The organism is Pseudoalteromonas sp. C2R02, from assembly GCF_018860845.1.
GTDB lineage: Bacteria > Pseudomonadota > Gammaproteobacteria > Enterobacterales > Alteromonadaceae > Pseudoalteromonas.
In genome coordinates this window covers 59,158-84,969 of the sequence record NZ_JAHKQC010000042.1, presented here as the reverse complement: position 1 = coordinate 84,969, position 25,812 = coordinate 59,158, and the positions used below count along the sequence as shown (strand labels likewise).

General features: G+C 35.3%; 27 protein-coding genes and 1 tRNA gene. 24 read left to right on the top strand and 4 right to left on the bottom strand.

Annotated features, from left to right (window positions below; translation table 11 throughout):
• Positions 1-115 precede the first annotated feature (115 nt).
• The 4 genes from aroK to KO527_RS20770 all read left to right on the top strand — a co-directional run bounded on the left by aroK (position 116) and on the right by KO527_RS20770 (position 4,230).
• Entirely contained in the window at positions 116-634 is a 519-nt protein-coding gene (aroK, locus tag KO527_RS20785) for a shikimate kinase AroK (protein WP_042151275.1), read from the top strand.
• 41 nt (positions 635-675) lie between these two features.
• Positions 676-1,740 (top strand): 3-dehydroquinate synthase, encoded by a 1,065-nt coding sequence (gene aroB, locus KO527_RS20780; RefSeq protein WP_216042171.1) that lies wholly within the window; start codon positions 676-678, stop codon positions 1,738-1,740.
• An 8-nt stretch (positions 1,741-1,748) separates the two neighbouring features.
• Positions 1,749-3,335 carry an AAA family ATPase gene (locus tag KO527_RS20775; RefSeq protein WP_216042170.1) on the top strand — a complete coding sequence of 529 codons (1,587 nt, stop codon included), beginning with the start codon at positions 1,749-1,751 and terminating at the stop codon, positions 3,333-3,335.
• A gap of 76 nt (positions 3,336-3,411) precedes the next feature.
• Positions 3,412-4,230, top strand: coding sequence for a Dam family site-specific DNA-(adenine-N6)-methyltransferase (locus KO527_RS20770; RefSeq protein WP_216042169.1), 819 nt, complete (start codon positions 3,412-3,414; stop codon positions 4,228-4,230).
• Positions 4,231-4,249: 19 nt separating this feature from the next.
• Here KO527_RS20770 and KO527_RS20765 read toward each other — a convergent pair whose 3' ends face one another.
• On the bottom strand, positions 4,250-4,438 hold the full coding sequence (locus tag KO527_RS20765) for a DUF2970 domain-containing protein (protein ID WP_216042168.1): 189 nt from the start codon (positions 4,436-4,438) through the stop codon (positions 4,250-4,252).
• Positions 4,435-4,728: a hypothetical protein gene (locus tag KO527_RS20760; protein ID WP_216042167.1), complete on the bottom strand. Its 294-nt coding sequence runs from the start codon at positions 4,726-4,728 to the stop codon at positions 4,435-4,437. Before KO527_RS20760 ends, KO527_RS20765 begins: the two co-directional genes overlap by 4 nt.
• A 287-nt stretch (positions 4,729-5,015) precedes the next feature.
• On the opposite strand from KO527_RS20760, the gene rpe reads away from it, so the two are divergent.
• The 10 genes from rpe (at position 5,016) to speD (ending at position 15,362) form a co-directional block, all read left to right on the top strand.
• The gene (rpe, locus tag KO527_RS20755; protein WP_216042166.1) at positions 5,016-5,690 is read left to right on the top strand and encodes a ribulose-phosphate 3-epimerase; all 675 of its coding nucleotides are present in this window, start codon (positions 5,016-5,018) and stop codon (positions 5,688-5,690) included.
• 209 nt (positions 5,691-5,899) lie between these two features.
• Positions 5,900-6,904 (top strand): tryptophan--tRNA ligase, encoded by a 1,005-nt coding sequence (gene trpS / locus KO527_RS20750; protein WP_216042165.1) that lies wholly within the window; start codon positions 5,900-5,902, stop codon positions 6,902-6,904.
• Positions 6,905-7,025: 121 nt separating this feature from the next.
• On the top strand, positions 7,026-7,610 hold the full coding sequence (locus tag KO527_RS20745) for an aminodeoxychorismate/anthranilate synthase component II (RefSeq protein ID WP_216042164.1): 585 nt from the start codon (positions 7,026-7,028) through the stop codon (positions 7,608-7,610).
• A gap of 339 nt (positions 7,611-7,949) precedes the next feature.
• The gene (locus KO527_RS20740) at positions 7,950-9,110 is read left to right on the top strand and encodes an HDOD domain-containing protein (RefSeq protein WP_216042163.1); all 1,161 of its coding nucleotides are present in this window, start codon (positions 7,950-7,952) and stop codon (positions 9,108-9,110) included.
• Between the two features lie 323 nt (positions 9,111-9,433).
• Positions 9,434-10,645 carry an aspartate aminotransferase family protein gene (locus tag KO527_RS20735; RefSeq protein ID WP_216042162.1) on the top strand — a complete coding sequence of 404 codons (1,212 nt, stop codon included), beginning with the start codon at positions 9,434-9,436 and terminating at the stop codon, positions 10,643-10,645.
• 98 nt (positions 10,646-10,743) lie between these two features.
• Entirely contained in the window at positions 10,744-11,760 is a 1,017-nt protein-coding gene (astA, locus tag KO527_RS20730) for an arginine N-succinyltransferase (RefSeq protein WP_216042161.1), read from the top strand.
• 192 nt (positions 11,761-11,952) lie between these two features.
• Entirely contained in the window at positions 11,953-13,419 is a 1,467-nt protein-coding gene (astD, locus tag KO527_RS20725) for a succinylglutamate-semialdehyde dehydrogenase (RefSeq protein WP_216042203.1), read from the top strand.
• Positions 13,420-13,560: 141 nt separating this feature from the next.
• The gene (locus KO527_RS20720) at positions 13,561-13,905 is read left to right on the top strand and encodes a DUF3802 family protein (RefSeq protein WP_042151242.1); all 345 of its coding nucleotides are present in this window, start codon (positions 13,561-13,563) and stop codon (positions 13,903-13,905) included.
• Positions 13,906-14,058: 153 nt separating this feature from the next.
• The gene (locus KO527_RS20715; protein ID WP_216042160.1) at positions 14,059-14,463 is read left to right on the top strand and encodes an OsmC family protein; all 405 of its coding nucleotides are present in this window, start codon (positions 14,059-14,061) and stop codon (positions 14,461-14,463) included.
• 86 nt (positions 14,464-14,549) lie between these two features.
• Positions 14,550-15,362: an adenosylmethionine decarboxylase gene (speD, locus tag KO527_RS20710; RefSeq protein ID WP_216042159.1), complete on the top strand. Its 813-nt coding sequence runs from the start codon at positions 14,550-14,552 to the stop codon at positions 15,360-15,362.
• A 227-nt stretch (positions 15,363-15,589) separates the two neighbouring features.
• Here the strand turns inward: speD and KO527_RS20705 are convergent, their stop codons facing one another.
• The gene (locus tag KO527_RS20705; RefSeq protein WP_216042158.1) at positions 15,590-16,489 is read right to left on the bottom strand and encodes a phosphoribulokinase; all 900 of its coding nucleotides are present in this window, start codon (positions 16,487-16,489) and stop codon (positions 15,590-15,592) included.
• 129 nt (positions 16,490-16,618) lie between these two features.
• Between KO527_RS20705 and radC the strand changes: the two genes are divergently transcribed.
• From radC to KO527_RS20675, 6 genes are all read left to right on the top strand, one after another.
• A complete protein-coding gene (gene radC / locus KO527_RS20700; protein ID WP_216042157.1) occupies positions 16,619-17,293 on the top strand; it encodes a DNA repair protein RadC in 675 nt (224 codons plus the stop codon).
• A 241-nt stretch (positions 17,294-17,534) separates the two neighbouring features.
• Positions 17,535-17,771: a 50S ribosomal protein L28 gene (rpmB, locus tag KO527_RS20695; protein WP_042150648.1), complete on the top strand. Its 237-nt coding sequence runs from the start codon at positions 17,535-17,537 to the stop codon at positions 17,769-17,771.
• 11 nt (positions 17,772-17,782) lie between these two features.
• Complete coding sequence (rpmG, locus tag KO527_RS20690; RefSeq protein ID WP_042150650.1) at positions 17,783-17,938, top strand: 50S ribosomal protein L33; 156 nt, start codon at positions 17,783-17,785, stop codon at positions 17,936-17,938.
• Between the two features lie 187 nt (positions 17,939-18,125).
• The gene (locus KO527_RS20685; RefSeq protein WP_216042156.1) at positions 18,126-18,560 is read left to right on the top strand and encodes a hypothetical protein; all 435 of its coding nucleotides are present in this window, start codon (positions 18,126-18,128) and stop codon (positions 18,558-18,560) included.
• 9 nt (positions 18,561-18,569) lie between these two features.
• On the top strand, positions 18,570-19,379 hold the full coding sequence (gene mutM / locus KO527_RS20680) for a bifunctional DNA-formamidopyrimidine glycosylase/DNA-(apurinic or apyrimidinic site) lyase (protein ID WP_216042155.1): 810 nt from the start codon (positions 18,570-18,572) through the stop codon (positions 19,377-19,379).
• Positions 19,380-19,831: 452 nt separating this feature from the next.
• Positions 19,832-20,119 carry a GIY-YIG nuclease family protein gene (locus tag KO527_RS20675; protein ID WP_216042154.1) on the top strand — a complete coding sequence of 96 codons (288 nt, stop codon included), beginning with the start codon at positions 19,832-19,834 and terminating at the stop codon, positions 20,117-20,119.
• A gap of 384 nt (positions 20,120-20,503) precedes the next feature.
• Here the strand turns inward: KO527_RS20675 and KO527_RS20670 are convergent.
• Positions 20,504-20,579, bottom strand: a tRNA-His gene (locus KO527_RS20670).
• Positions 20,580-20,690: 111 nt separating this feature from the next.
• On the opposite strand from KO527_RS20670, the gene KO527_RS20665 reads away from it, so the two are divergent.
• From KO527_RS20665 to KO527_RS20650, 4 genes are all read left to right on the top strand, one after another.
• Positions 20,691-21,065 (top strand): YbaN family protein, encoded by a 375-nt coding sequence (locus tag KO527_RS20665; RefSeq protein WP_216042153.1) that lies wholly within the window; start codon positions 20,691-20,693, stop codon positions 21,063-21,065.
• 116 nt (positions 21,066-21,181) lie between these two features.
• Entirely contained in the window at positions 21,182-22,000 is an 819-nt protein-coding gene (locus tag KO527_RS20660; RefSeq protein ID WP_216042152.1) for a mechanosensitive ion channel domain-containing protein, read from the top strand.
• Positions 22,001-22,299: 299 nt separating this feature from the next.
• On the top strand, positions 22,300-23,058 hold the full coding sequence (locus KO527_RS20655; RefSeq protein WP_216042151.1) for a DUF481 domain-containing protein: 759 nt from the start codon (positions 22,300-22,302) through the stop codon (positions 23,056-23,058).
• Positions 23,059-23,197: 139 nt separating this feature from the next.
• Positions 23,198-25,807 (top strand): SLBB domain-containing protein, encoded by a 2,610-nt coding sequence (locus KO527_RS20650; RefSeq protein ID WP_216042202.1) that lies wholly within the window; start codon positions 23,198-23,200, stop codon positions 25,805-25,807.
• Positions 25,808-25,812 lie beyond the last annotated feature (5 nt).

Sequence of the window (25,812 nt, the reverse complement as noted above, 5' to 3'; positions counted from 1 at the left end):
TTTTTTTTCTTGATATACCTATTCAATTACTGAGATAATCACCCCCTTAATTTTGGGGCCATGTCGTAGGACGGGGTTATTTTTATTTAAATTAGAGTTCGTTTGTACAAACAATATGGCTGAAAAACGTAATATATTTCTAGTGGGCCCTATGGGCGCAGGTAAAAGCACAATTGGTCGTCATTTAGCTGACCAGTTACACCTTGAATTTTTCGATTCTGATCAAGAAATCGAACGTAGAACCGGTGCTGAAATAGCATGGGTATTCGACATCGAAGGTGAAGACGGCTTTAGAGTTCGTGAAGAAGGTGTTATTTCTGACTTAACAGAAATGCAGGGTATTGTTCTTGCTACTGGCGGTGGTTCAGTTATAAGCAAAGACGTACGTAATAAACTTTCTGCACGTGGCATTGTCGTTTACCTTGAAACGCCAATCGAGAAACAAGTAGCACGTACTCAGCGTGATAAAAAACGTCCTCTACTTCAAACTAAAGAAGATCCGAGAGAAGTTTTAGAGCGTTTAGCTGAAGAACGTAACCCGCTTTATGAAGAAGTGTCTGATTTTGTTGTTCGTACTGACGAACAAAGTGCAAAAGTTGTAGCAAATCAAATAATTGCAAAACTTGATTTTTAGCCTTAAAAATTAAGTAAAATAAAAATAGCAGGAGCTATGTTATGCTTGAGTTGAATGTTAATTTAGGTGAGCGTAGCTACCCTATTTTTATCGCATCTGGTGTTCTTAACGACAAAGTAAGACTTAAAAACTATATTGGTGATTGTCGACCAGTAATAGTAACCAATGAAACCATAGCTCCCCTATATTTAGAATCTTTTATATCTCAATTTGAAGATCTATCACCATTGACATACATTCTTCCTGATGGTGAACAATATAAAACCCTGACTTCATTTGAAAAAGTAAATGCCTTCTTACTGCAAAATAATTGTGGTAGAGATACCTGTCTAATTGCTTTAGGTGGTGGTGTGATAGGTGACTTAACCGGATTTGTTGCTGCTTGTTATCAGCGAGGTGTGCCATTTATTCAGGTACCTACAACTGTTTTATCTCAGGTAGATTCTTCAGTAGGAGGTAAAACAGCAGTAAATCATCCTTTAGGTAAAAATATGATAGGTGCTTTTTACCAACCTGAAGCTGTATTTATTGATACCTTGAGTTTATCTACACTAGATGCAAGAGAGTTCTCTGCTGGCATGGCTGAAGTCATAAAATATGGTTTGATTTATGATACTGAATTGTTTTCATATATCGAAAGCAATGTTGACCTGCTTAAATCATTAAACGAAAGCGCAATGCAGCATATAATCCAGCGTTGCTGTCAAATCAAGGCTGATATAGTGGCCCAAGATGAGAAAGAATCAGGCCTAAGAGCGTTGTTAAACTTAGGTCATACTTTTGGCCATGCTATTGAAGCTCAGATGGGTTATGGCGTATGGCTTCATGGAGAGGCTGTTTCTGCGGGTATGGTAATGGCATGTGAATTATCACAAGTGAGAGGTTCACTCAGTGATTCAGAAGTTAAACGCGTTATTAATTTATTGATAGCGTTTGATTTGCCTGTTAAAGCACCAAAAGAAATGACATGTGAAGACTTTATAGGTCATATGTCTAAAGACAAAAAGAACCTTAAAGGCACTATTCGGTTTATCTTACCAACAGAGTTTGGTCGTTGTGCGCTTGTATCAGATGTGACTGAACAGCAATTGAAGTCTTTATTTTAGGCTAACTGATGCAAGTCAAAATATTACCGAGCAGACAGAAATTAGTTGATCGTATTGAATTGCAATATGAATACGGTCAATCAACTGTGGCATTGCTTGGTGGTCCAGGGCTTGGTAAAAGTTATATTTTAGAATCATTTGTAACTGACAAATATCCTGAATTTAATAAAATTTATTTGCAGTTAACGGTTAAAACAACAGATCAACAAGTTATATCTCAACTGTTAGAGCAAACATTTAGCCAACCATTAATTGATTTTACCCAATCATTAAGTGAAAACTACTTAAACTTAAATCAACAACAAGCCAGTAAGAATACCGTAATTGTTATTGATAATGCACAATTTTTAAGTGAAGAAGTAATTCAAGAAATTGAGTATTTAACACAAATATCAGAATCAACTTTTTATGTTTTAACGGCATCAACCTCCAAAATACAATTTAAAAATTCAGCTAATATCTTCTTTGAAGCATTGTCATTTGATGAAAGCATTGAATTGATGTCTATGTACTTTTCTCAATTACCCAATAAACATGAACCTGTATTTAAGGCTTTTGTTCAAAGCGCACAGGGCAACCCATCATTATTATTAAGTTGGGATTCAAGTAACTTAGTTGTAGAAGCTAAGAAGAGTAAACATGGCTTTATGTTGCTTTGTTTAGCATTTGTTTTTTTTATGACGCTCGCATTAACATATTTATTTGAGCATTTATCGCAAACTAATCAAATTGAAAGTTTAAGGGAGTTGAGCGAGCAAAATAAAGATCAAAGCATTGTGGTAGACAAGCAAGAAAAAAATGGCGTTAAAGGTTCAGCCCTGAATATTGAAAATAGCAGGTTAGATAACCTGCCAACTCAAGTATTAGAGTCAAATAGGCAAATTGCTAAACAAGACAAAAATTATGTTAAAGGAGCAAACCAGGATATTGATGATATTAAGTTGGATAACCTAACTATTGAAGCGTTAGAGAAAAGTAATCAACCTGATAAGTTAAGTGCTATCACTAAAGAAGAAAAACAAAATACAGATGCTATAAAATTTGTAAAAGACAAAACGGCAGTGGTCTCAACTATCTCAAAGTCAGAGCAATTTGATGACTTAAAAGTAAATTCAAAAACTAATTTAAAAACCAGTTCGGCGACGCCAAATAAAATAGCGGAATCCTTAAATAATACACAACACACACCTTCTGCTGAAACAGTTAGAGTTGAAGAGGCTAAAGTAGAATCGCAGCCGTTAGCAAGTTCAATCATAAAAGAGACCGCATTAACACCTTTGGTTATCTATAAAGATTACGATAATACTTGGTTTATGCAACAAAGTGATTCTTTAGTGATGTTGCAGTTAATCGGCATTAGCCAAGAAAACCTAATCAATAACTTTATCGCTTCTCATGACTTAGATAATATTAAAGTGTATAAAAGCACGCGTTATGGCGGTGACTGGTGGGTTGTGACTGTAGGCCCGTTTAGAGATGTTGCACAAAGTCAGACTTATAAAAATGCATTGTCAGCTCAGTTAAAGCAACTACAACCATTCAGTAAAACAATCAAAGCGATTAAAACAGAGATTGCATTACTCAAATCCATTTGATTAGTGTAAAATCACTCGCTTGTTTGCAATTTAGTAATCACTCACTTAGCTATTTTAAAAGGCACATAAATAATAAATGAAAAAAACACGAGCTTTTTTAAAATGGGCAGGTGGTAAGTATGGTTTAGTTGAAGAGATCAATAGGCGATTACCTGATGCAGATACTTTAGTTGAACCATTTATGGGCGCAGGTTCTGTATTTTTAAATTCTGATTTTAAGCATTATGTATTAAATGATATTAATGCTGACTTAATTAATCTATATAAAGAACTCAAAGCATCACCAGATGAATTTATTCTAGATGCTAGAAAACTATTTGTAGAACTAAATAATGATGCTGATGCGTATTATGCTTACCGTAAGCAGTTTAATGAGTGTCAGGATATCTACGAAAGGGCGATATTATTTTTATATATGAATCGTCATGGTTATAATGGCTTATGTCGCTATAATTTAAAAGGCATTTTTAATGTGCCTTTTGGTAAGTATAAAAAACCATACTTTCCGGAGGCAGAATTAAACTTCTTTGCCGAAAAGTCACAAAAAGCCACGTTTACCTGTAAAAGCTATACAGATGTTTTTGCTAATTTACCGAAAAACTCAGTTGTTTATTGTGATCCGCCATATGTGCCATTAAGCAAAACGGCATCTTTTACCTCATACGCTAAAGGCGGCTTTAACTTTGATGATCAGGCTCAGCTTGCAAATCTGGCTGAATGCAGTGCTTTTGATAAAGGCATTCCTGTATTGATTTCAAATCACGATACTATCATTACTCGTAAAATTTATGAGCAAGCAACGCTAGATACCATTCAAGTGAAAAGAACGATTAGCCCTAAGGGTGGTTCAAGAAATAAAGTGGATGAGATTATGGCACTTTATAAAGCGAAGTAGGTAATATCAAAATTGCGGATTATAGAGAAGGTATTACTAAGCTTACAGTAAGTAATACTAAAGAGATAAAAATCACTAAAAACATAATGCCAACAATAATTAAATGTATTGGCGAGGCCTGTTGAAAGTCTAGCTTACGTTTACTCTCACTTTGCACGCCAAATGCAGCCGCGAGCACACTTTGAATTAAAGAGAAAAAATGGCTCATTTAAAATGATTAGTTATAGTTGCAGTTTCTTGTGTTTTCTTTTCTGAATCACTGAGTAATTCAAGTAAATCTAGATAATGAAATTGTGCACTTCTGCTGTTACCTGTTAACCAAGAAAACCAACTTTTATTAGATGCTTGGCACTGAGATAGTGATATTTGAGTTTTATATACGGAAGGACAGCACTCGTTATCAAGCTGCTGAGCGTATGCTACTAATGAAAATGTAGACGCAAAAAATATAGCACTTGTAGATGCTAAAAATATCCCTTTTGACTTATTGAACTTCATAACAATACCCTCTGTCTAAGCAATGGTTAAAGCTTAACCAAAGTTAAATCAGAATACAATGGTTATTAGTCCCATATTTATAGGTATTCATCTACAAATATACATCAGCTGTTAATCAATTGTAAAGTTTAAATGTATATTAAGTTTATTTTTGTGTTTTTGAGAAATTAACGTAATAAATCGCGTTTTTATACTCTCGCTATCAACTTGCTTTAAAGGTCCATTCCTGCAATGATCTGTTTGTCCTTTAGCTTCTTTTACCGTCATTTAAAGAGTGTAAATTTATTATGTCAAAATTTTTAATTGCCCCTTCAATTTTATCTGCAGATTTTGCGCGTTTAGGTGAAGATGTTGATGCTGTTTTACAAGCCGGCGCTGATGTTGTTCATTTTGATGTAATGGATAATCACTATGTACCAAATTTAACGATTGGTCCTATGGTATGTAAAGCATTAAGGGATTACGGTATTACGGCACCAATTGATGTGCATTTAATGGTAAAGCCGGTTGATACTATGATCACGCAATTTGCACAAGCAGGTGCAAGCATTATAACTTTTCATCCAGAAGCAAGTGAGCATATCGACCGTAGTTTGCAATTAATCAAAGAGCAAGGGTGTAAGGCGGGCTTAGTATTAAACCCTGCAACGCCATTAACATGTTTAGAATTTGTGATGGATAAGCTAGATGTTATTTTACTTATGTCTGTAAACCCTGGTTTTGGTGGTCAATCATTTATTCCTCAAACACTTGAAAAGCTAAAACAAGTGCGCAAACTCATCGATGAATCTGGTTTTGATATCCGTCTACAAGTAGATGGTGGTGTTAAAGTTGATAATATAAAAGAAATTGCACAAGCAGGCGCAGATATGTTTGTTGCTGGCTCTGCAATATTCAATCAGCCTGACTACAAAGCAGTAATAGATAATATGAGAACTGAATTAGCGCAATTGTCGTTATAAATATACGCCATGGTAAGTTTTCTAATAGATGTTAGTGTAATAGCTGAAAATTTACCTTGCTTCAAAATCTGAAACAATTAAAATTACCGATTAAATCCCGCCACAGTGTGGCTTCAATAGAGATGTTTTGGTTTTTGTTTATGACATTACCTGCCTAATTATAAATAGGTAAAACAACGCTATTAATCAAATAAGAGTGAAGAAATAACATGAGCAAGCCTGTAGTATTAAGTGGTATTCAGCCAACTGGTGGTATGACAATCGGTAACTATATTGGCGCTATAAACCAATGGCTTACGCTACAAGAAAGCAGTGAGTGTTATTTCATGTTGGTAGATTTACATGCCATTACCACTCGCCAAGATCCTGCGTTATTACAGCAACGTGTATTAGATGGCATCGCACTTTATACTGCATGTGGTATCGATCCTAAAAAATCATCTCTATTTGTACAATCTCAGGTTCCTGAGCATGCACAATTAAGTTGGGTATTAAACTGTTATGCGCAAATGGGCGAACTTAACCGCATGACACAGTTTAAAGATAAATCAGCTAAAAATACCAATAACATCAATGTGGGTCTTTACAGCTACCCAGTGCTACAAGCTGCTGATATTTTATTGTATCAAGCAACTCAAGTGCCAGTAGGTGAAGATCAAAAGCAACATTTAGAACTAACACGTGATATTGCGAATCGTTTTAACAACCTTTATGGCGATGTGTTTACAGTACCAGAACCTTATATTCCAGAGTTTGGTGCACGTGTAATGAGCTTGCAAGATCCAACAAAAAAGATGTCAAAATCGGATGAAAATCCAAATGGCTACATTATGTTATTAGATGAGCCTAAAAAGATTGAAAAGAAACTGAAAAAAGCAGTCACAGACTCTGATGAGCAAGCACGTATTTACTTTGATAATAAAGAAAAGCCAGGTGTTTCAAATTTACTAACTTTAATGTCGGTTGCGACTAAACGTTCAATTGAAGATTTAGTACCAGAATACGAAGATAAAATGTATGGTCATCTTAAAAAAGATACGGCAGCTGCTGTAGTATCAATGTTAGAGCCAATTCAAGCGCGTTTTAAAGAGATCCGCGAAGATCAAACTTTATTAAATGAAATAATGCGTGATGGTGCTGAAAAAGCAGGAGCACGTGCAGAGCAAACACTTAAAGATGTTTACAATGCTGTTGGTTTTATTCCACGCCCGTAATTGCACTTTTAAGTTAGAGAAATAACAATTAGCGAGTGAAGTAACCATACAAACTCGCTAATTCATTCCTAAACTCATATCTAATTTATTAATAACTTCTTTTAGGCAATTCGGTTTTAATATGCTATTGATGATCGATAACTATGATTCTTTCACTTATAACCTAGTCCAATATTTTCAAAGGTTAGACGTTGAAGTATTAGTTAAGCGCAATGATGAAATATCCTGTGCTCAAGTAAAAGCACTCAATCCTAAATATTTAGTTGTCTCTCCAGGTCCTTGCACGCCTAATGAAGCTGGCATATCTTTAGAACTTATTAATCAATTTAAAGGTCATACACCCATTTTAGGCGTTTGCTTAGGCCATCAAACAATCGCGCAATCGTTAGGTGCTAAAATTATACGCGCTAACAAGGTGATGCATGGCAAAACATCCAAGATCATGCATAATAATAAAGGTGTTTTTAAAGGGTTAGCATCACCTTTAACGGTATGTCGTTACCATTCGTTAGTTGTTGATCCTAAAACATTGCCTAAAGAATTAGAAGTAACATCATGGCTAAATAATGAGGCTAATGCATTATCAGAAATTATGGGGTTTAAACATCGCTCTTTAGCGCTAGAAGGTGTGCAATTTCATCCTGAAGCCATTTTAACTGAGTCAGGTTTAGAGCTGTTAGATAACTTTATAAAACAATATCGCTAGGTTAGAGTCTGTAGCGTCATTCCCGAGTTATTTTATCGGGAATCTACAGCGGTTTTAAGCAATTTAGAGTGAGTTTAAAGCAGTTAGGGTAAAGCTTAACCTACAAGAATACCTGTTAGGTTGGGAAACTTAAACTGTAACGCGATTTTGTAGGGCTTTAGCCTTACTAAGTATCTAAAGTAGTGTCATTCCCGAGTTATTTTATTGGGGATGACGGGTTTTAAGGTTATAGGCTGTAGGTTCGGAACTATAAAAGTGCGTTTATTCAGGTGAAATTAATACATATTGGTTTAAGATTAATTTGAAACTGTAAAAATAATTAAAGGAATAAAAAATTTTATGAGCGAGTCTTTACAAAAAAATGAAACAGCTGAAGTATTATATGAGCGGTTTCATGACTTATTGTTAGGACATAATTTTGCTCAGCAGCAGCTTGGTTATATTCATTCTTTAGACTTAGATTATGGCGAAAAAATGCCTTCTCGTACTTTATTAGAAGTAGAAGAAAAAGCACAAAAAAACAGAAGTAAAGAAGATAGCAAAAAGCTTAAGTACGTTGCACATGTGAATGCGTTATTACATCAAGATGTAGAAGCACAAATCCAAACTTATTTAACAGATATCGATTACATTTATACCGATATTATTCATATTCAAGATAATATTCCTGCAATCCTAGATATTTTATCAGTCAACTCAGCATCTGTTGGTCGAATCGATCCCTTAGTTAAAGATTTACTCTGGCTTGGTGATGACATTGTTAAGCTTATTAACTTACCTCAGTATCGAAATGATAAAGATCCTAAAAAAGCAGTGAAAGTAGATGATCCTTCCCTTGCGATCAGATATTTAGGTTTGGATAACTTAAAGCTCATCATACCAACTTTCTCTTTAAAGCATTGGGCACCTTTTAGCACTATGCCATTTCGCTTATTAAAGCGTAAGTTATGGGAGTCAGGTATGACAACTGCCATTGCAGCTAAAACATTAGCTGAACTCAATGATGTAGACCCTTATCAAGCATTTGTATTAGGTATGTTCCATGATGTCGGTAAAATTGCATTAGTGCGCTTATATTTGAGGACATTCGATACACTCTGGGAGCAGCAAACCAAAGATAGCCGCGATAATAAAGAAAAAGATTTACACGATGCATTATTAGTACTTAAACCGGACGCATTATGTTTACGCAACTTAATGGTAGAGCACTCAGCTGAACTCTCACATCAATTGATCACTAAAATGGGCTTTAAATATTTACCAATACAAAGCGCAATGGCGCAATTAGCCAATAATACTGAATTTTCAGAAATGGATGACTTGGCTAAAGTAGTTGCTAAAGCGCAATGTTATAGTCAGTATAAAAAATTAAAAGAACATAATTTAGTAGAAGCAGACGAAGTGAAAGCTTGGTTTAGTAGTTATCAATTTAAAATGATCGAACTTAAAACATTAGCGAGCACCAGTTTGCACAACCTGCAGTTAAGAATTGAGCATTAAGAATTACTTTTTTAATATAAGCAGGTAAAAACGGTGTAATCCTTCATTTTTTAGTTATTTATTTTCGACTATTCATTCAATCTCCCTTTTATTATTAAAATTAACCATTAATAGCGTTTACAAGCGTGATCCTCTTATTAAGTTAGATACTTATTCACTATCAATGAAATTATACCCGCTTTCCTTATAAACCAAGGCCTTGAGCTAAATTACAAAGGAGACAAAAGCGTTTTTTTTTGAAATAATACGTCTCCTTATCCAATAGTATTCAAAGTGAAACGCTATTATTTAGCGGTGTTTTACTTGTTAACAGAGGAAATAAAATGACTATAAATCGTGCACTTTTTGATGAAGTAATGGTACCAAACTACGCGCCTTCGGCTGTGATCCCAGTAAAGGGTGAAGGCTCTCGTGTATGGGATCAGGAAGGTCGTGAATATATCGATTTTGCTGGCGGCATTGCAGTAAACTGTTTAGGTCATTGTCATCCAGCATTAGTTAATGCATTAAAAGAGCAAGGTGAAAAAATTTGGCATTTATCAAATGTAATGGCAAATGAACCTGCATTACGTTTAGCTAAAAAATTAGTTGATGCTACTTTTGCTGATAAAGTTTATTTCGCTAACTCTGGCGCAGAAGCAAATGAAGCAGCATTAAAACTAGCACGTCGTTGGGCATTAGATACTGCAGGCGAGCAAAAATCACAAATCATCGCATTTAATAAAGGTTTCCACGGTCGTACATTCTTTACCGTAACTGTTGGTGGTCAAGCTGCTTATTCTGACGGTTTTGGTCCAAAACCTGCTGATATCGTGCATACAGACTACAATGATTTAGAAAGCTTTAAAGCACTTATCTCAGATGATACATGTGCAGTAATGATTGAACCATTACAAGGCGAAGGTGGTATCGTTTCTCCTACAGCTGATTTCATTAAAGGTGTGCGTGCTTTATGTGACCAACATAATGCACTATTAATTTTTGATGAAGTACAAACAGGTGTAGGCCGTACTGGTGATTTATACGCATATGAAGGTTTAGGTGTTACGCCAGATATCTTAACAACAGCTAAAGCATTAGGTGGCGGTTTCCCAATTGGTGCAATGATCACTAAAACTGAATTCGCAAAGCATTTAAAAGTAGGTACTCATGGTTCTACTTATGGTGGTAACCCACTAGCATGTGCTGTAGCAGAAGCAGCATTTGATACTGTAAATACTGAAGAAGTATTAAACGGTGTTAAACAAAAAGAAGTCTTATTCCGTGAGTTATTAACCGCAATAAACGATAAATACAATGTATTTTCAGAAGTTCGCGGTAAAGGTTTATTGATTGGTGCTGTAGTGACTGAGCAATACAAAGGTAAAGCTAAAGAGTTTTTAGTTGCATCAACTGCACATGGCTTAATGTCATTAGTTGCTGGCGCTGACGTAGTACGTTTCACACCGTCATTAGTAATTTCTGATGATGATATCCGTGAAGGTATGGCACGTTTTGAAAAAGCAGTAGCTGACGTAGTAAAAGCAAACGCTTAATTTAAAGCTTTGTAGAGTTACTTATTGAGTAACGTATTTAAAGGTGGTTTTTAACCACCTTTTATTTTCATTATAAACATAAGGGAGTAAGCGGCACTATGATGGTTATTCGCCCAATCCGAAAAAGTGATTTTGCTGAATTAGTTAAAATAGCAGACGAATCTGGTCATGGCTTTACTTCATTACCTAATAATGAAGAATTGTTAGCTGCTAAAATAGCACGCTCAGAAGCTTCATTTATAAAAACAGTTGATTGCCCACAAGATGAAGGCTATTTATTTGTTTTAGAAAATACTGAAACAGGTGAAGTTGTTGGTACATCAGCAATCGAAGCGGCTGTTGGTTTAGATGATGCTTTTTATCATTATCATTTGAGCAAGGTGATCCATTCATCTCGCACTTTAAATGTTTATAACCCAGTTGAAATTCTTACTTTATGTAATGATTACACTGGCGCAACCGAATTATGTACTTTATTTTTACGCGAACAAGCCCGTAAAAATGGCAATGGTAAATTATTATCAAAAGTACGCTTTATGTTTATTAAAGAACATGAAGACAGATTTGCAGATACATTATTAGCAGAAATGCGTGGTGTTTCTGATGAGAATGGTAAAAGTCCATTCTGGAAATGGTTAGAAGAGCACTTCTTTTCTATGGATTTCCCAACAGCCGATTATTTAACGGGCATAGGCCAGAAAGTATTTATCGCAGAGTTAATGCCTAAATACCCAATTTATGTCAACTTGCTAAGCAAAGAAGCACAAGAGGTTGTAGGTCAAGTGCACGAAAAAACTAAGCCAGCAATTCAATTGCTTAAAAATGAAGGTTTCACCTTTAATGGCTATGTAGATATTTTTGATGCCGGCCCAACCGTTGAAGCAAAATTAAATAATGTTCGTACAGTAAGATCATCAAGTCATAAAAAAGTCATTATTGGTGATAACGCTGGCGGTCAACAAGTTATGATTGCAAATACAGAGCTTGAAAACTTTAGAGCGACATTAGCTGATTTATCATTTGATAAAGACGGCGACGATATTGTGATCACAGCAAAAATGGCTGAAGCATTACAAATAAGCGAAGGCGATACAATTCGCATTGCAACTGTTTAATTAAGTAAGTTATTCCCGGTACTTGCTACCGGGGATCTAAATATATGTCATTCCCACAGCCTTATATCGGGGATCTAAGTTGCGTCATTCCCGAAGTATTTTATCGGGAATCTTAAAAGTAATAGAACTGTGACAAAAAAACTCACAGGTGACACTCCAAATAATAGCCAAACAAATATAAGAGAGATTGAAATGACTCATGCAGCTCAATTTATCAATGACCTATGGTCAGCAGGCGAAGGCGCCGAATTTAATTCAGTAAACCCAGCAAAAAATGAAGTTATCTGGACAGCGAATAGCGCGTCAGAACAACAAGTAGATACAGCTGTAAAATCAGCGCGTAATGCTTTTTTCTCTTGGAGTGATTTAAGCTTCGAAGAAAGACTAAACATAGTTAAAAAGTTTGGTGAAGTTTTAGGTGAAAATAAAGAACAAATGGCTGATGCAATCGCAAAAGAAACAGGCAAGCCAATTTGGGAAACACGTACTGAAGTCGGCGCTATGATGGGCAAAATTGCTATATCTGAAAAAGCATACCAAGAACGTACTGGTACAGTAGAAAACGCGATGCCAGTAGGTAAAGCGGTAATTCGTCATAAAGCACATGGTGTAGTGGCTGTATTTGGTCCTTATAATTTCCCTGGTCATTTACCAAACGGTCATATTGTTCCTGCATTATTAGCAGGTAATACCGTGGTATTTAAACCATCTGAATTAACCCCTATGGTAGCTGAGCTAACTCTTAAGTTATGGCAACAAGCAGGTTTACCAGCTGGCGTAATTAACTTAGTGCAAGGTGAGGTTGAAACAGGTAAAGCATTAGCATCACATCGTGGAATTGATGGTTTATTCTTTACTGGTTCTTCTCGTACTGGTCATTTTATACATGAGCAATTTGCAGGTCAGCCGGGCAAAATTTTAGCAATTGAAATGGGTGGTAATAACCCATTAATCGTAAAAGATGTTGCTGATACTAAAGCTGTGGTTCACGATATTATTCAATCTGCATTTATCTCAAGCGGTCAGCGTTGTACATGTGCACGTAAACTGTTTTTACCACAAGGTGAGCAGGGCGATTTAATATTAAGCCAATTAATCGCAGCAACTAAAGCGATTAAAGTCGGTTTTTATGATGATCAAGAACAACCATTTATGGGTTCTATGATTTCAATCGGTGCAGCTAAATCTATGGTTGCAGCACAAAGCCAGTTAATTGAATTAGGCGCTACGAGCTTAGTTGAATTAGTACATACAGAAAATACAGGTTTTGTATCACCAGGTATTTTAGAGTGTACTAACGTAAGTGACTTCCCTGATGATGAGCATTTTGGCCCATTATTAAAAGTATTCCGCTACACAGACTTCGATCAAGCAATTGAGCTAGGTAATGATACGGCTTACGGTTTATCTGCTGGCCTACTAAGTGATAACAGTGAAGATTATGATTACTTCTTACGTCGTGTACGCGCAGGTATCGTAAACTGGAACCGTCCAATTACAGGTGCATCAAGTGCAGCACCATTTGGTGGTATTGGCGCATCAGGCAACCACAGAGCAAGTGCATATTATGCTGCTGATTACTGTGCATACCCAGTAGCATCAGTTGAGCTAGATAAAGTAGTATTACCAGCGACATTAAGCCCAGGTTTAAGCTTGTAGAAAACTAATTCTAATAAAGAACAACAATGCAAAAGGCCTTAGATTGAAACATCAAAGGCCTTTTTTCTATTCTCTCTAGTATTTCCGATTTATATCTGCTTAAATCAAATTAATAAAAAATAAAAACGACAAAGGTATTTTATGGTTACCGACCAGCAAGGTTATGATGATCTCATCATGTATTTAACACAGCATTTATCTATCTTTGAAAAACCTGGTGAAGTAGCACCTAACGCACCTACCGTGATCACTTTAATCGAAGACGATATTGCTGAGCAGATCATTGCATTATGTCAACAACATACTGAACTAGATACAGATCAACGTGGTGAAATAGTCAGAGAAGTCGATGGCATCGTTTATGATTTACAAGAAGTATTATCTGGTGTGATCCATCAACCAGTAACCATTGAGCAGCATGCATTTATTGATGAGTTTTCGACTTTAGTTAAAAACTTATTTGACTCTGCAATTGCAAATCTTTAAATAACAAACAGATCTGACGATCCCAGGAAAGTTATTTGGGATCAATTTACATTTTCCTCAGTTTTAAATAAAAATTTATCTCATTTTGTTGCACTAAATCCTCATATAATTAATATGCATTAATATACTTATATATATCAAATAGGAATTAAAATGCAGGCAAATGTAAAGTGGGTTGAAGGTGATACATTTATAGGTAAATCTGACTCAGGTCATAACGTAGTATTTGATACAGGTTCTGACGGTGCGGCACCAAGCCCAATGGAAATGGTTTTAATGTCTGTAGGGTGTTGTTCATCAGTAGATGTTGTCAGCATATTAAAAAAATCACGTCAAGACGTAACAGCAGCACGTGTAGAGTTAAGTAGTGAAAGAGCAGAAACTGCACCACGCGTATTTAAAAAAATAAACCTACATTTTGTTGTTACAGGCAATGATGTTTCTGAAAAACACGTAGAACGCGCAGTAAAACTATCAGCTGAAAAGTACTGTTCAGTTGCTTTAATGCTAGAAGCATCAGTAGAAATTACCCATAGCTTTGAAGTATTAGCAGCATAAAGCTTTTTTGCAGAGCTTTTTTCGTATAAGATTTTAACAATTAAGCTCTGCAAGCGCAGATATACTCAACAAGGAATGTTTTTTTAGTGCACAGACCATTTGAAAAACTCAAACTGCACGGCTTCAATAATTTAACCAAAAGTTTAAGCTTTAGCATTTATGATATTCGCTACGCTAAAACACAGCTACAACGTAAAGAATACTTAGATTATATTAGTCAGCGTTATAGTGCAGAGCGCTTAACGAATATTCTAGAAGAAGTGGTTGATATTATTGGTGCAAATATACTTAATGTTGCACGCCAAGATTATGATCCACAAGGTGCCAGTGTCACCCTGCTTATTTCAGATGAATCACAATTAGAAAGTGAAGCGCAAAGCTCAGTTCAAAAAGCACAACCAGGACCTTTACCTGATTCAGTTGTGGCGCATTTAGATAAAAGCCATATTTGTGTTCATACTTATCCCGAAACGCATCCCGTAGAAGGCATTTGTACATTTCGCGTTGATATAGAAGTTTCGACCTGTGGTGTGATCTCGCCACTAAAAGCCGTTAATTATTTAATTCACACGTTGGAATCTGACATCGTCACTTTAGATTACCGGGTAAGAGGTTTTACCAGAGACGAATCAGGTAAAAAGCATTACATAGATCATGCTATCAATTCTATTCAAAACTTCATGACGCAAGATACCCTCTCAGCTTATCAAATGCTTGATGTAAACATTTATCAAGAAAACCTTTTCCATACCAAAATGATGCTCAAAGAATTTAATTTAAACCAATATTTATTTGGTATCACAAAGCGTGATTTATCAGAACAAGAACAAAAAGATATTACCCATAAATTACAAAGTGAAATGAAAGAGATATTTTACGGCAGAAACTTGTCAGAGTAGGGCTTTAAGCTAAGGTTTTTAGGTCTTACTTTGTAGATCTGATTGTGTAGTTGAGGCTTTGCCTACATGGATGTAGATACAAGAATAACGCAGGAGCAGTTATCGGTAGCTTTTCATTTAAAACCGTCAGCCTAAGGGCCAACCTACAAAATCCAAATGTGATATCACCTGTAAAAACTGAATCTGTAGGTAAGACTTTAGCCTTATGTTAATCCTAGAACCTAAAACTAAACCGGCAATCCTGAAGGTGCTAAATTCATCGAAGCGCGTTTTTTCACTATAATATCTTCAATTAAAGGTCTTAATATTAACTCCATTGCTAAACCCATTTTACCACCAGGTACCACCATAGTATTAATACGTGACATAAAGCTGCCTTCTATCATCTGTAAATAATAAGGGAAATTAACATCAGCAATATCTCTAAAACGAATTACAACAAAGCTTTCATCTAGTGATGGAATATCTTTGGCGCTAAATGGATTTGAAGTATCAACGGTTGGTACTCGTTGAAAGTTAATGTGCGTACGCGAAAACTGCGGTGTAATATGGTTTATATAATCATCCATACTACGAACAATAGAGTCTCTTACGGCTTCATGCGAGTGTCCACGTTCGCGCGTATCGCGAATAAGCTTTTGGATCCACTCTAAGTTAATAATAGGCACCATGCCAATCAATAGGTCGACATGTTTGGCAACATTGTGTTCGTCATCAACTACGCCACCATGTAAACCTTCATAAAACAGGACATCAGTTGTCGCCTCTAAATCTTGCCAAGGAGTAAAAGTGCCTGGTAATTGATTATATGGCACAGCAGCATCAAAGGTATGTAAATAGCGGCGGGTTTTACCTTGGCCTGATTCGGCATAACTAGTAAATAAATTTTCCAGTGCTGAAAAATCATTAGCCTCGGTACCAAAGTAGCTAATATGTTTACCATCTTGTTGGGCTTCACGGACACGTTTATCCATTTCAGGGCGGGTATAACGATGAAAACTATCGCCTTCAATGGTCGCTGCATTAATGTTTAAGCTACGAAAAATATGCTGAATAGCGTTAGTAGTTGTTGTAGTACCTGCGCCTGATGAACCTGTAATCGCAATTATAGGGTGCTTAACTGACATTTTTTATTCTTATTATTATTTAGATGACATATATAAAGTAAAGCGACAGTGCAAATTGGTCAAGTTTGTGATGAAAATATAATTTTCAGCTAAACTAAAATCAACGGAATTTTATTCAAGGAACTGAATATGCAGTTGACTGCTATGCCCAAAGAAAGTCGCCCAAGAGAAAAACTATTAGATAAAGGTGCTACGGCATTACTAGATAGTGAATTGCTGGCGATATTTTTACGAACCGGCACTCATGGCATGAATGCAATAGAGCTGGCGCAGCATTTATTAGATGAGTCGGGATCATTACAAAACTTCTTTAATGCGCCTTTATCTGAGTTTGTAAAGTTTAAGGGGCTAGGTAATGCTAAATATGTGCAGCTACAAGCCGTGTTAGAATTAAATAAGCGTTACTTAGCTGAGCAGTGCCAACAAGAAACCTTATTTGATTCACCAAAAGCAGTGCGCGACTTTTTATCGTTAAAATTAAAAGCACAGCAACAAGAAGTTTTTATGTTGCTTTATCTTGATAGCCAAAATCGCTTATTAACAGATGAAGTATTATTTTATGGCACAATTAATTCGGCAAGTGTTTATCCAAGAGAGGTGGTAAAGTCGGTTTTAAGACATAATGCAGCTTCTGTTATTTTGGCGCATAACCATCCATCAGGAATTGCAGAGCCAAGTGAAGCCGATCGACTTATTACCAATAAACTAAAAGATGCTTTGCAATTAATTGATGTTCAAATTTTAGACCATTTAATAGTGGCGAGTAATAAAACGGTCTCTTTTGCCGAGCAAGGCTGGCTTTAAATAAAAATAAATAGGTGGTTTGGACCCAAAATAGCCAAAAAATCGTTTTTTATGCAAATTAGTTTAAATTAACTGCACTTTTTACTTTCACTTAGTCGAGAGGATCTCTATAATTAGCCGCTATCAAATTTACACATGAGCTGAAGTGGTCAGATAGTCCACTTTACAAGATCTTTGCCTGTAGTTGCTGTACTTATGGCTTGGGGAAATTAGCTCGAGCAAGATATTGGAGATATATATAATGTCTAAAGTCTGTCAAGTTACAGGTAAGCGTCCAGCGGTAGGTAATCACCGTTCGCACGCAAGAAATGCAACTAAGCGTCGCTTTTTACCAAACCTACAAACTCACCGTTTTTGGGTTGAGAGCGAAAAACGCTTTGTTAAACTACGTACTACTGCTAAAGGTATGCGTATCATCGACAAAAATGGCATCGACGCGGTTCTTACAGATATCCGTGCTCGCGGCGAAAAAGTTTAAGGAGCTGAATAATGCGTGATAAAATCCGTTTAGTTTCATCTGCTGGTACTGGTTATTTCTACACTACCGACAAGAACAAGCGTAACATGCCTGAAAAAATGGAAATCAAAAAGTTCGATCCTAAGGTTCGTAAACATGTGATTTTCAAAGAAGCAAAAATCAAGTAATTTTGCTTTTTAAAGAAAAACCCGATTTATCGGGTTTTTTTATGTCTAAAATTCAACAATTTTGCTCTGACCTGCCATTTTTAGCGCTAATTAGTTACACTTCCTATAAATATAATAAAATTCAATTATTATGATCCGATTAAGTAAAAAAGGCTGGAATAACGTATTAATATTTTCCATGCTAATAATGATCTTTTTGTTCAATGGCCTACATCATAAATTAATAGATGCAGGAGTCGATGACGTAATACAACCACTGTTAAAAGAGCAGAGTTATATTTTAACAATTGAATACCCTTTGTTTAAAATTGAACGCATAGGCACAGGTTGGCGCAGTAATTCAACATTATCACAAATACAAATATCTGATCTGTTAACTAATTGGCAGCAAGCAACAGGTTTACAGCTTGCGGATATTAATACCATCAAGTCAGAGTTTAAAAATAAATCACCAGAAAATATAGTTACGATTTGGTTTGCAGGCGACGAGCTGCCCCAATTATTTGCATTCTTTAAATTGAGCGATGATTATTTTATTCATATGCCAAAATCTGCAAATATAAATTGGTTGAAATTAGACCGTGAACAATACCAGTTACTATTCCCACAAGTTAAGGATTAAAAGATCGCTATGCCTGAGTTACCAGAAGTTGAAGTAAGTCGTATGGGGATTTCACCTTATCTTGAAGGTGAGGTAATAAAGAAAATTCATGTTTATCAGTCAAGTTTACGTTGGGCAGTACCTGAGGAAGTTAAGCTTACTGAAGGCTTAGTCATAAATAAAGTGATCAGGCGTGCAAAATATCTATTGCTAGAAACAGTTATGGGCAGTTTAATTTTACATTTAGGCATGTCGGGTAAATTAAGAGTGATCGATAGTTCTGTACCTAGGATCAAACATGATCATATAGACATTGAAATGGAAACAGGTAAAACATTACGCTTTAACGATACAAGACGTTTTGGCTGTTTTTTATTTCAGCCTCCAGGACAAGTGCATAAACTATTAACTAAGTTAGGACCCGAACCACTGACCTTAGCTTTTAACCATAATGATTTATATAAAAAGTCTCGTGATAAAAAAACAGTCATTAAACAATTTATAATGAAAAATGAAGTGGTGGTAGGTGTTGGTAATATTTATGCTAATGAAGCTTTGTTTAAAGCAGGTATACACCCACAAACTCCTGCGGGAAAAATTAGCAAAAAACGCTACGAAAAACTCGTAGTATTAATTAAAGAAACCTTAAAGCAAGCAATCTTGCAAGGTGGTACAACCTTAAAAGATTTTGCCCAAACCGATGGCAGTCCAGGATATTTTGCGCAAGAGCTATTAGTGTATGGTCGAGCAGGATTACCTTGTAAAAAATGTACCAAGCCACTAACTGAAATAAAAATAGGCCAACGTAGTTCTGTATTTTGTGACGAGTGTCAAAAGTAAATAGTTTGTCATTCAACAAAAGCATTTAGAACATTCATCCCCGAGTTGTTTCATCGGAGATCTCATGTTCATAAATTAAACCCAAACAAGATTTCCGATAAAAGACTTCGGAAATGACGGGGTTGAGTTTGTAGTTAGATATTAATACAATTTATAAGACTTGAGCTAAATTTAAACTTTATTAATAAATAAAAGCAATTGTATTAAGAACAGTTATCCCCGAGTTGTTTTATCGAGGATCTCATGCTCATAAGTTTAAGTCTAAACAAGATTTCCGATAAAAGACTTCGGAAATGACTAGTTGATAGATTTCCGATAAAAGACTTCACAAATGACGTAGAGGTAAGTATCGAGTCGTTTAAAAAACTGAAATCAAAATATAAGGTATTAAGTTTGATGTAGCAGCTTACTCATCTAACATTTTAATATACGTATTTATCAAGGAAGATAATATGAAAGCACCTGCAATCTATATTTTGACCAATAAACCCAACGGTTCTCTTTATATAGGTGTTACTAGTAATTTAGTTAAGCGAGTTTGGCAGCACAGACAAGAAAGTTCGACTGGTTTCACTAGCAAGTACAATATTAAATTATTAGTTTACTATGAAGTATTTGATGATATGTATAATGCAATATCGAGAGAAAAGCAGTTAAAGAAATGGAATAGGCAGTGGAAAATACATTTAATTGAATCTAAGGATCCAAAGTGGCAAGATTTGTATTCTAGTATTATTTGAAGCTTAGTAACAAGATTTCCGATTAGACACTTCGGAAATGAAGGGTTGAGTTTATAGCTGGGTCTTTAATACAGCTTATAAGACTTGAGCTAAATTTAAACTTTATTAATAAATAAAAGCTATAGTATTCAGAGCTGTCACCCCCGAGCTCTTTTATCGGGTATCTTATACTCATGAATTAAAGCTAAAAGAAGACTTCCAATACAAAACTTCAAAATTGAAAGTGTTTTAGCATTATGTCAGCTTAATTAATATATTGAAAAATAAGGATGCTTGAAAAATTCAACTTATAAATCTTAAAGAGATATTTTAAGGAAAAAATATTTAAATTAATACGACATACTGAAATTTAAAGTAAATGGGATATTAAGATAAGTTAAAGAGTGGGGCGATTGACGGGGCTCGAACCCGCGACCACCGGAATCACAATCCAGGGCTCTACCAACTGAGCTACAACCGCCACTTCTTTAAACACCGTGTTGGTGTTGGCGCGCATAATACATAAAAATAAACGTCATGGGAAGAGCTATGTTACTATTTATTTCGAAAAATTTAAAAAAAAGGAAAATAGATGATAAAACGTACGTTTTGGCTGCTTTTTGGTTTGCTAAGTTTATTATTAGGAATAGTAGGTGTGTTTTTACCTTTGCTACCAACTACACCTTTTGTTTTGCTCAGTGCCTATTGTTTTTCTAAGTCGTCAAAACGATTACATTTGTGGTTATTAAATCATAAATTATTTGGTTCATTGATTTCTGATTGGGAAAAGCATGGGGTGATCCGCACTAAAACAAAATGCATTGCAACGGCAAGCATGCTGATTTTAGTATCTTACCCGCTTTTTTTCCTACCTATTATTATATGGGTGAAATTAACTGTAATAATTACTATATTAAGTGTGCTTATCTTCATATGGACTAGGCCCTCTAGCCCGATTGATGTGTAATTAAATGTAACCTTTTATAGAAACATCATATATAATACTTTCTAGTCACTTTTGCTAAATTATTGATAGAAGTAATAATAGGCATATATTTCTTAATTAATACAAAGGAACATAAAATGGATCAGGCAGTTGATTGGTTGAACAATAATTCAGATTTAATCATTCATTACGGTATAAATGCAATTTTAGCCATAGTGATATTTCTTGTTGGTAATAAAGTAGCCAAATTTTTTGCTAAAATTACCGAAAAAGCATTTACTAAAAAGAATGTAGATAAAGCCGTAGGTTCATTTGTTTCTAGTATTGTTTATGCATTAGTATTTGCAGTCGCTATTTTAATGGCGTTATCGCAAGTTGGTATCGAAACAACGTCTTTCATTGCAATTTTAGGTGCGGCTGGTTTAGCAATCGGTTTAGCATTACAAGGTTCTTTATCAAACTTTGCATCTGGCGTATTAATTATAATGCTTCGCCCGTTTAAATCAGGTGATTATATTGAAGCTGCTGGTAAATCGGGTTCAGTAGAAAAAATCGAAATATTCGCAACTGAATTACGTACGCCTGATAACAAAGTAGTTATCGTGCCTAACTCTTCAATTATGTCTGGTGCTATTACTAATTACTCAAGAGAAGCAACTCGCCGTATTGATTTAGTCATCGGTGTGGGTTATGACGCAGACTTAAAACAAGCAAAACAAGTTTTACAATCAGTATTAGATGCTGATGATCGCATATTAAAAGATCCTGCTTATACAGTTGCGGTATCTGAGTTAGCTGATTCAAGTGTTAACTTTGTAGTACGTCCGTGGGTTAAAACACCAGAGTATTGGGCTGTATACTTTGATTTGATGGAAAATATTAAACTTGCGCTAGATGAAGCAAATATTAATATCCCATATCCACAAATGGATGTGCACGTTCAAAAAGAAGCTTAACTCTAGACGACAATATTCCCGATAAAAGACTTCGGGAATGACGGAGTGAGGGTTTTGTTGTAGGTAGCCTAATTGAATTGTTTGAAGTTAACCTAAAGTGCATACTTACTAACGTCATCTCCGAGGTTTTTTTATCGGAGATCTGGTTTTGCTTTTGTCACAGACTTAAATCTAGATGACAAGGTTCCCGATAAAAAACTTAGGGAATGGCGAGCTAAACCCCAAATTATTAGTAAACAGCCTTAATGGCATACATAAAGTATTTATTAAATAGTTATAAAATAAAGGTTTTAATTGAAATGAAAAAAGCATACTTATCACTTGTAGTTGCCGCACTAGCTGCAACTAATGTTGTTGCACAAGAAGCAAAAAAAGATTGGGAAGTTACTAGTGAACTAGGCTTAATTTTAACAAGTGGTAATACAGAAACTACTACGCTTAAAGGTGCAATTAAAGCCAAGCATGAAATGGAAAACTGGACAAACGAATATAAGCTAGATGGTTTGTTCAAAGAAGATGAAATTGAAAAAGATGATGGTACAAAAGAAACACAACGTACTAATGAGAAGTATTTTGCTTCTGCGCAAGGTAACTATAAATTAAATGAAGAAAATTCTCATTTTTTCTTATTTGGTTCTCATACATCTGATTACTTTGGTTCATTTAGAAATGAAAGCGTATTTTCTGTTGGTTACGGTAAACGTTTTTTAGATAAACCAAATATGTATTTTGATGCGGAAATTGGTCCGGGTTATAAGTACTTTGAAGAGTCAAAAAAAGACGATGGTACCAAAGGTGATACTGATGGTGAAGCTATCGCATTAGGTAAAGTTAACTTTAACTGGGATATCACAGAATACGCTAAGTTCACACAAACTGTAGGCATGGAATACGGTTCAACGAATACTAAAACTAAGTCAGAGTCTGCATTGCAAACTAAAATTAACGGTTCAATGCAAATGAAGGTAGGTTTTAACGTAACGCATAATAGTGATGTGGATTCAGATAAAGAAAATACAGACACAGAAACAACGTTAACATTAGTCTACAATTTCTAACATTTTAAATGCACATTTCAGAAAAAAGGAAGCTTAGCTTCCTTTTTTTTTATTTAAACTAAGGTAGAATACTGCACTTTATTGCTCATTTTAGTTAGAAGGGATTTTTGTGAAGTTTTTAAATATTGTTTTATTAAGCATGATCATGCTGATGTCTACATCGGTAAATGCTGCTACACCCACTAAAAAGCAAATGGAACAATTCAAAAGCTTGCCAAAAGCACAGCAACAAGCCCTCGCAAAACAAATGGGTGTCGATATATCCGCTTTTACAAATAAAGGCTCTTCATCAGAGCTAACTGAATTAGAGCCAACAATCTTCCCTCGAGAAGAAAAAGAAGCGTTATTATCTGAGGAAGAAAAATACAAACCTGTTGAAAATGAAATAAAACCTTTTGGTTATGAGCTTTTTGCAGGCGACCCAACGTCATTTATGCCTAGTGAAATATCGGCAGTGCCAGAGTCATATACAGTAGGTCGTGGTGATGAATTTAAAATTAACTTATACGGTAAAGAAAATCTAACACATACAGTTGTTGTCGATCGTGAAGGGCGTTTATCTATTCCCGATTTAACACCTGTTTTTGTAGCCGGTCTAAGTTTCTTAGAAGTAAAAGAGTTAGTTAAAAGTAAAATATCTCAAGAAGTAATCGGTGTAAAAGCATTTGTTTCTTTAGGTCAGTTACGCTCAATGCGTATTATGGTATTAGGTGAATCATTTAAACCTGGTAGCTATACGGTTTCATCTTTAACAACAGTATCCCATGCATTATTTGTAAGTGGTGGCGTATCTGATATTGGATCATTACGTAATATTCAAGTTAAACGTGCTGGTAAAATGGTGCAGTCTTTTGATTTATATAACTTACTTATAAATGGTGATAGCTCAGACGATATCATGCTAAAACCAGGTGATGTTGTATTCATTCCTACGGTTAATAAACAAGTTACTATTTCTGGTTTAGTTAAGCGCCCAGCTATTTTTGAATTAAAAAATGATGAAACGGCTCAGCAATTAATTAGCATGGCGGGTGGTTTTAAAGCCGAAGCATTTCCTCAAAAAACTTTGGTTGAGCGTTATAGCACGAATAGCTTTAAAACAGTATTAACATTAGACTTTTCTCAAAAAAATATAAATTACCAGCCTAAAGATGGTGATGTAATTAAAGTTCAAGCGTCTTCTACTGAGCTTGAAAATGCAGTGACATTAATAGGTGCAGTAGCTCATCCGGGTAATTATCAATGGGTTAAAGGCGATACCGTTTCTGATTTAATTAGTTCATTAAAAACAGATGTATTACCTATTGCTGATTTTGACTATTCATTGATCGTACGTGAAAAAAATATAAAAGGTGATGTAGAAGTAATCCAGTTTTCACTACTTAATGCATTAAATAAACAGGCTCAAGACGATGTGAAGTTAGCACCAAGAGATATTGTTATGGTCTTTAGCCGTTTTGAAGTACAAGAAGATGAAAAGCGCACTTTATCAAATATGTTACTTACAGAAGATGAGTACCTCCAAAAACAAAAAATGCAACAATGGCAAGACTTTGAGAATCAAAAATATAAAGAATATATCGGTATGGAACTTGACCCTGAAATAACAGATAAAGTTGAAGATTCAAGTTTAACAGCACTATTAAAAGGTAAAGTTGAAGATATAAAAGAAGAAGAGTTATCTATTTTTGGTCGTACTTTATTTTTAAAGCCATTGATCCTTAAACTCCAAAAACAGTCATCGTACGGTAATGAAGCTGAATTAATCGCAGTTAATGGCAAGGTTAGGTATCCAGGAGTATATCCTTTAGTTAAAAATGCCAGTATGAATAAAGCTATGCAGGCAGCCGGTGGTTTATTAGAATCTGCTTATATCGAAAATGCTGAAGTAACACGAGTTACTAACGATAATGGTAGTGAAATAGAACATGTGACGCTTAATTTATCAACTGAACCAGGCAAGCAATACACACTAAAAAGTAAAGATACTATTAATATATTTACCATGCCTAACTGGCAAGAAGAGCGTTATATTCAACTGGTAGGTGAAGTAAAGTTCCCAGGTAAATATACAATTAAACGTGGTGAAAAACTAAGCTCTATTTTAGAGCGTGCAGGTGGTTTTACTGATTTAGCTGCAACAGAAGCCGCAATATTTACTCGTGAATCTATCCGTTTAAAAGAGCGTACGCAATTAGCTAAGTTAGCAAATGATTTACGTAGAGAAATAGCAACACGTAGTTTCCAAAGCTCAGTAACCGATTCAAGCCTCAATTATGATGATACTAATAAGCTACTAAATGACTTATCAAAAGTAGAAGCGTTAGGCCGTTTAGTTATTGACTTACCTAGTGTATATAAAGGTTCATTAGATGTTGAATTACAAAATAACGATACGTTATACGTACCTATCGCACAAAGCACAATTAATGTAATTGGTGAGGTTAACTTAGCTGTATCGCATTTGTATCAAGAAAACATTTCTTTAGAACAATATATTTCACGAAGTGGTGGCTTAAAACAAAGAGGTGATAGAGATCGTATTTATATCATAAAAGCCAATGGTTCAGTTCAGTTACCAAAAGCAAGCAGTTGGTTTGCTGTAACTGATGCAACTTATTTATCGCCAGGAGATACCATAGTGGTGCCACTTGATACTGAACACATGGATAAACTCACGTTATGGAGTACAGCTTCAAGAATGATTTTTGAAATCGGCTCTACGCTTGCTGTGATTAATAGCTTATAATAAAA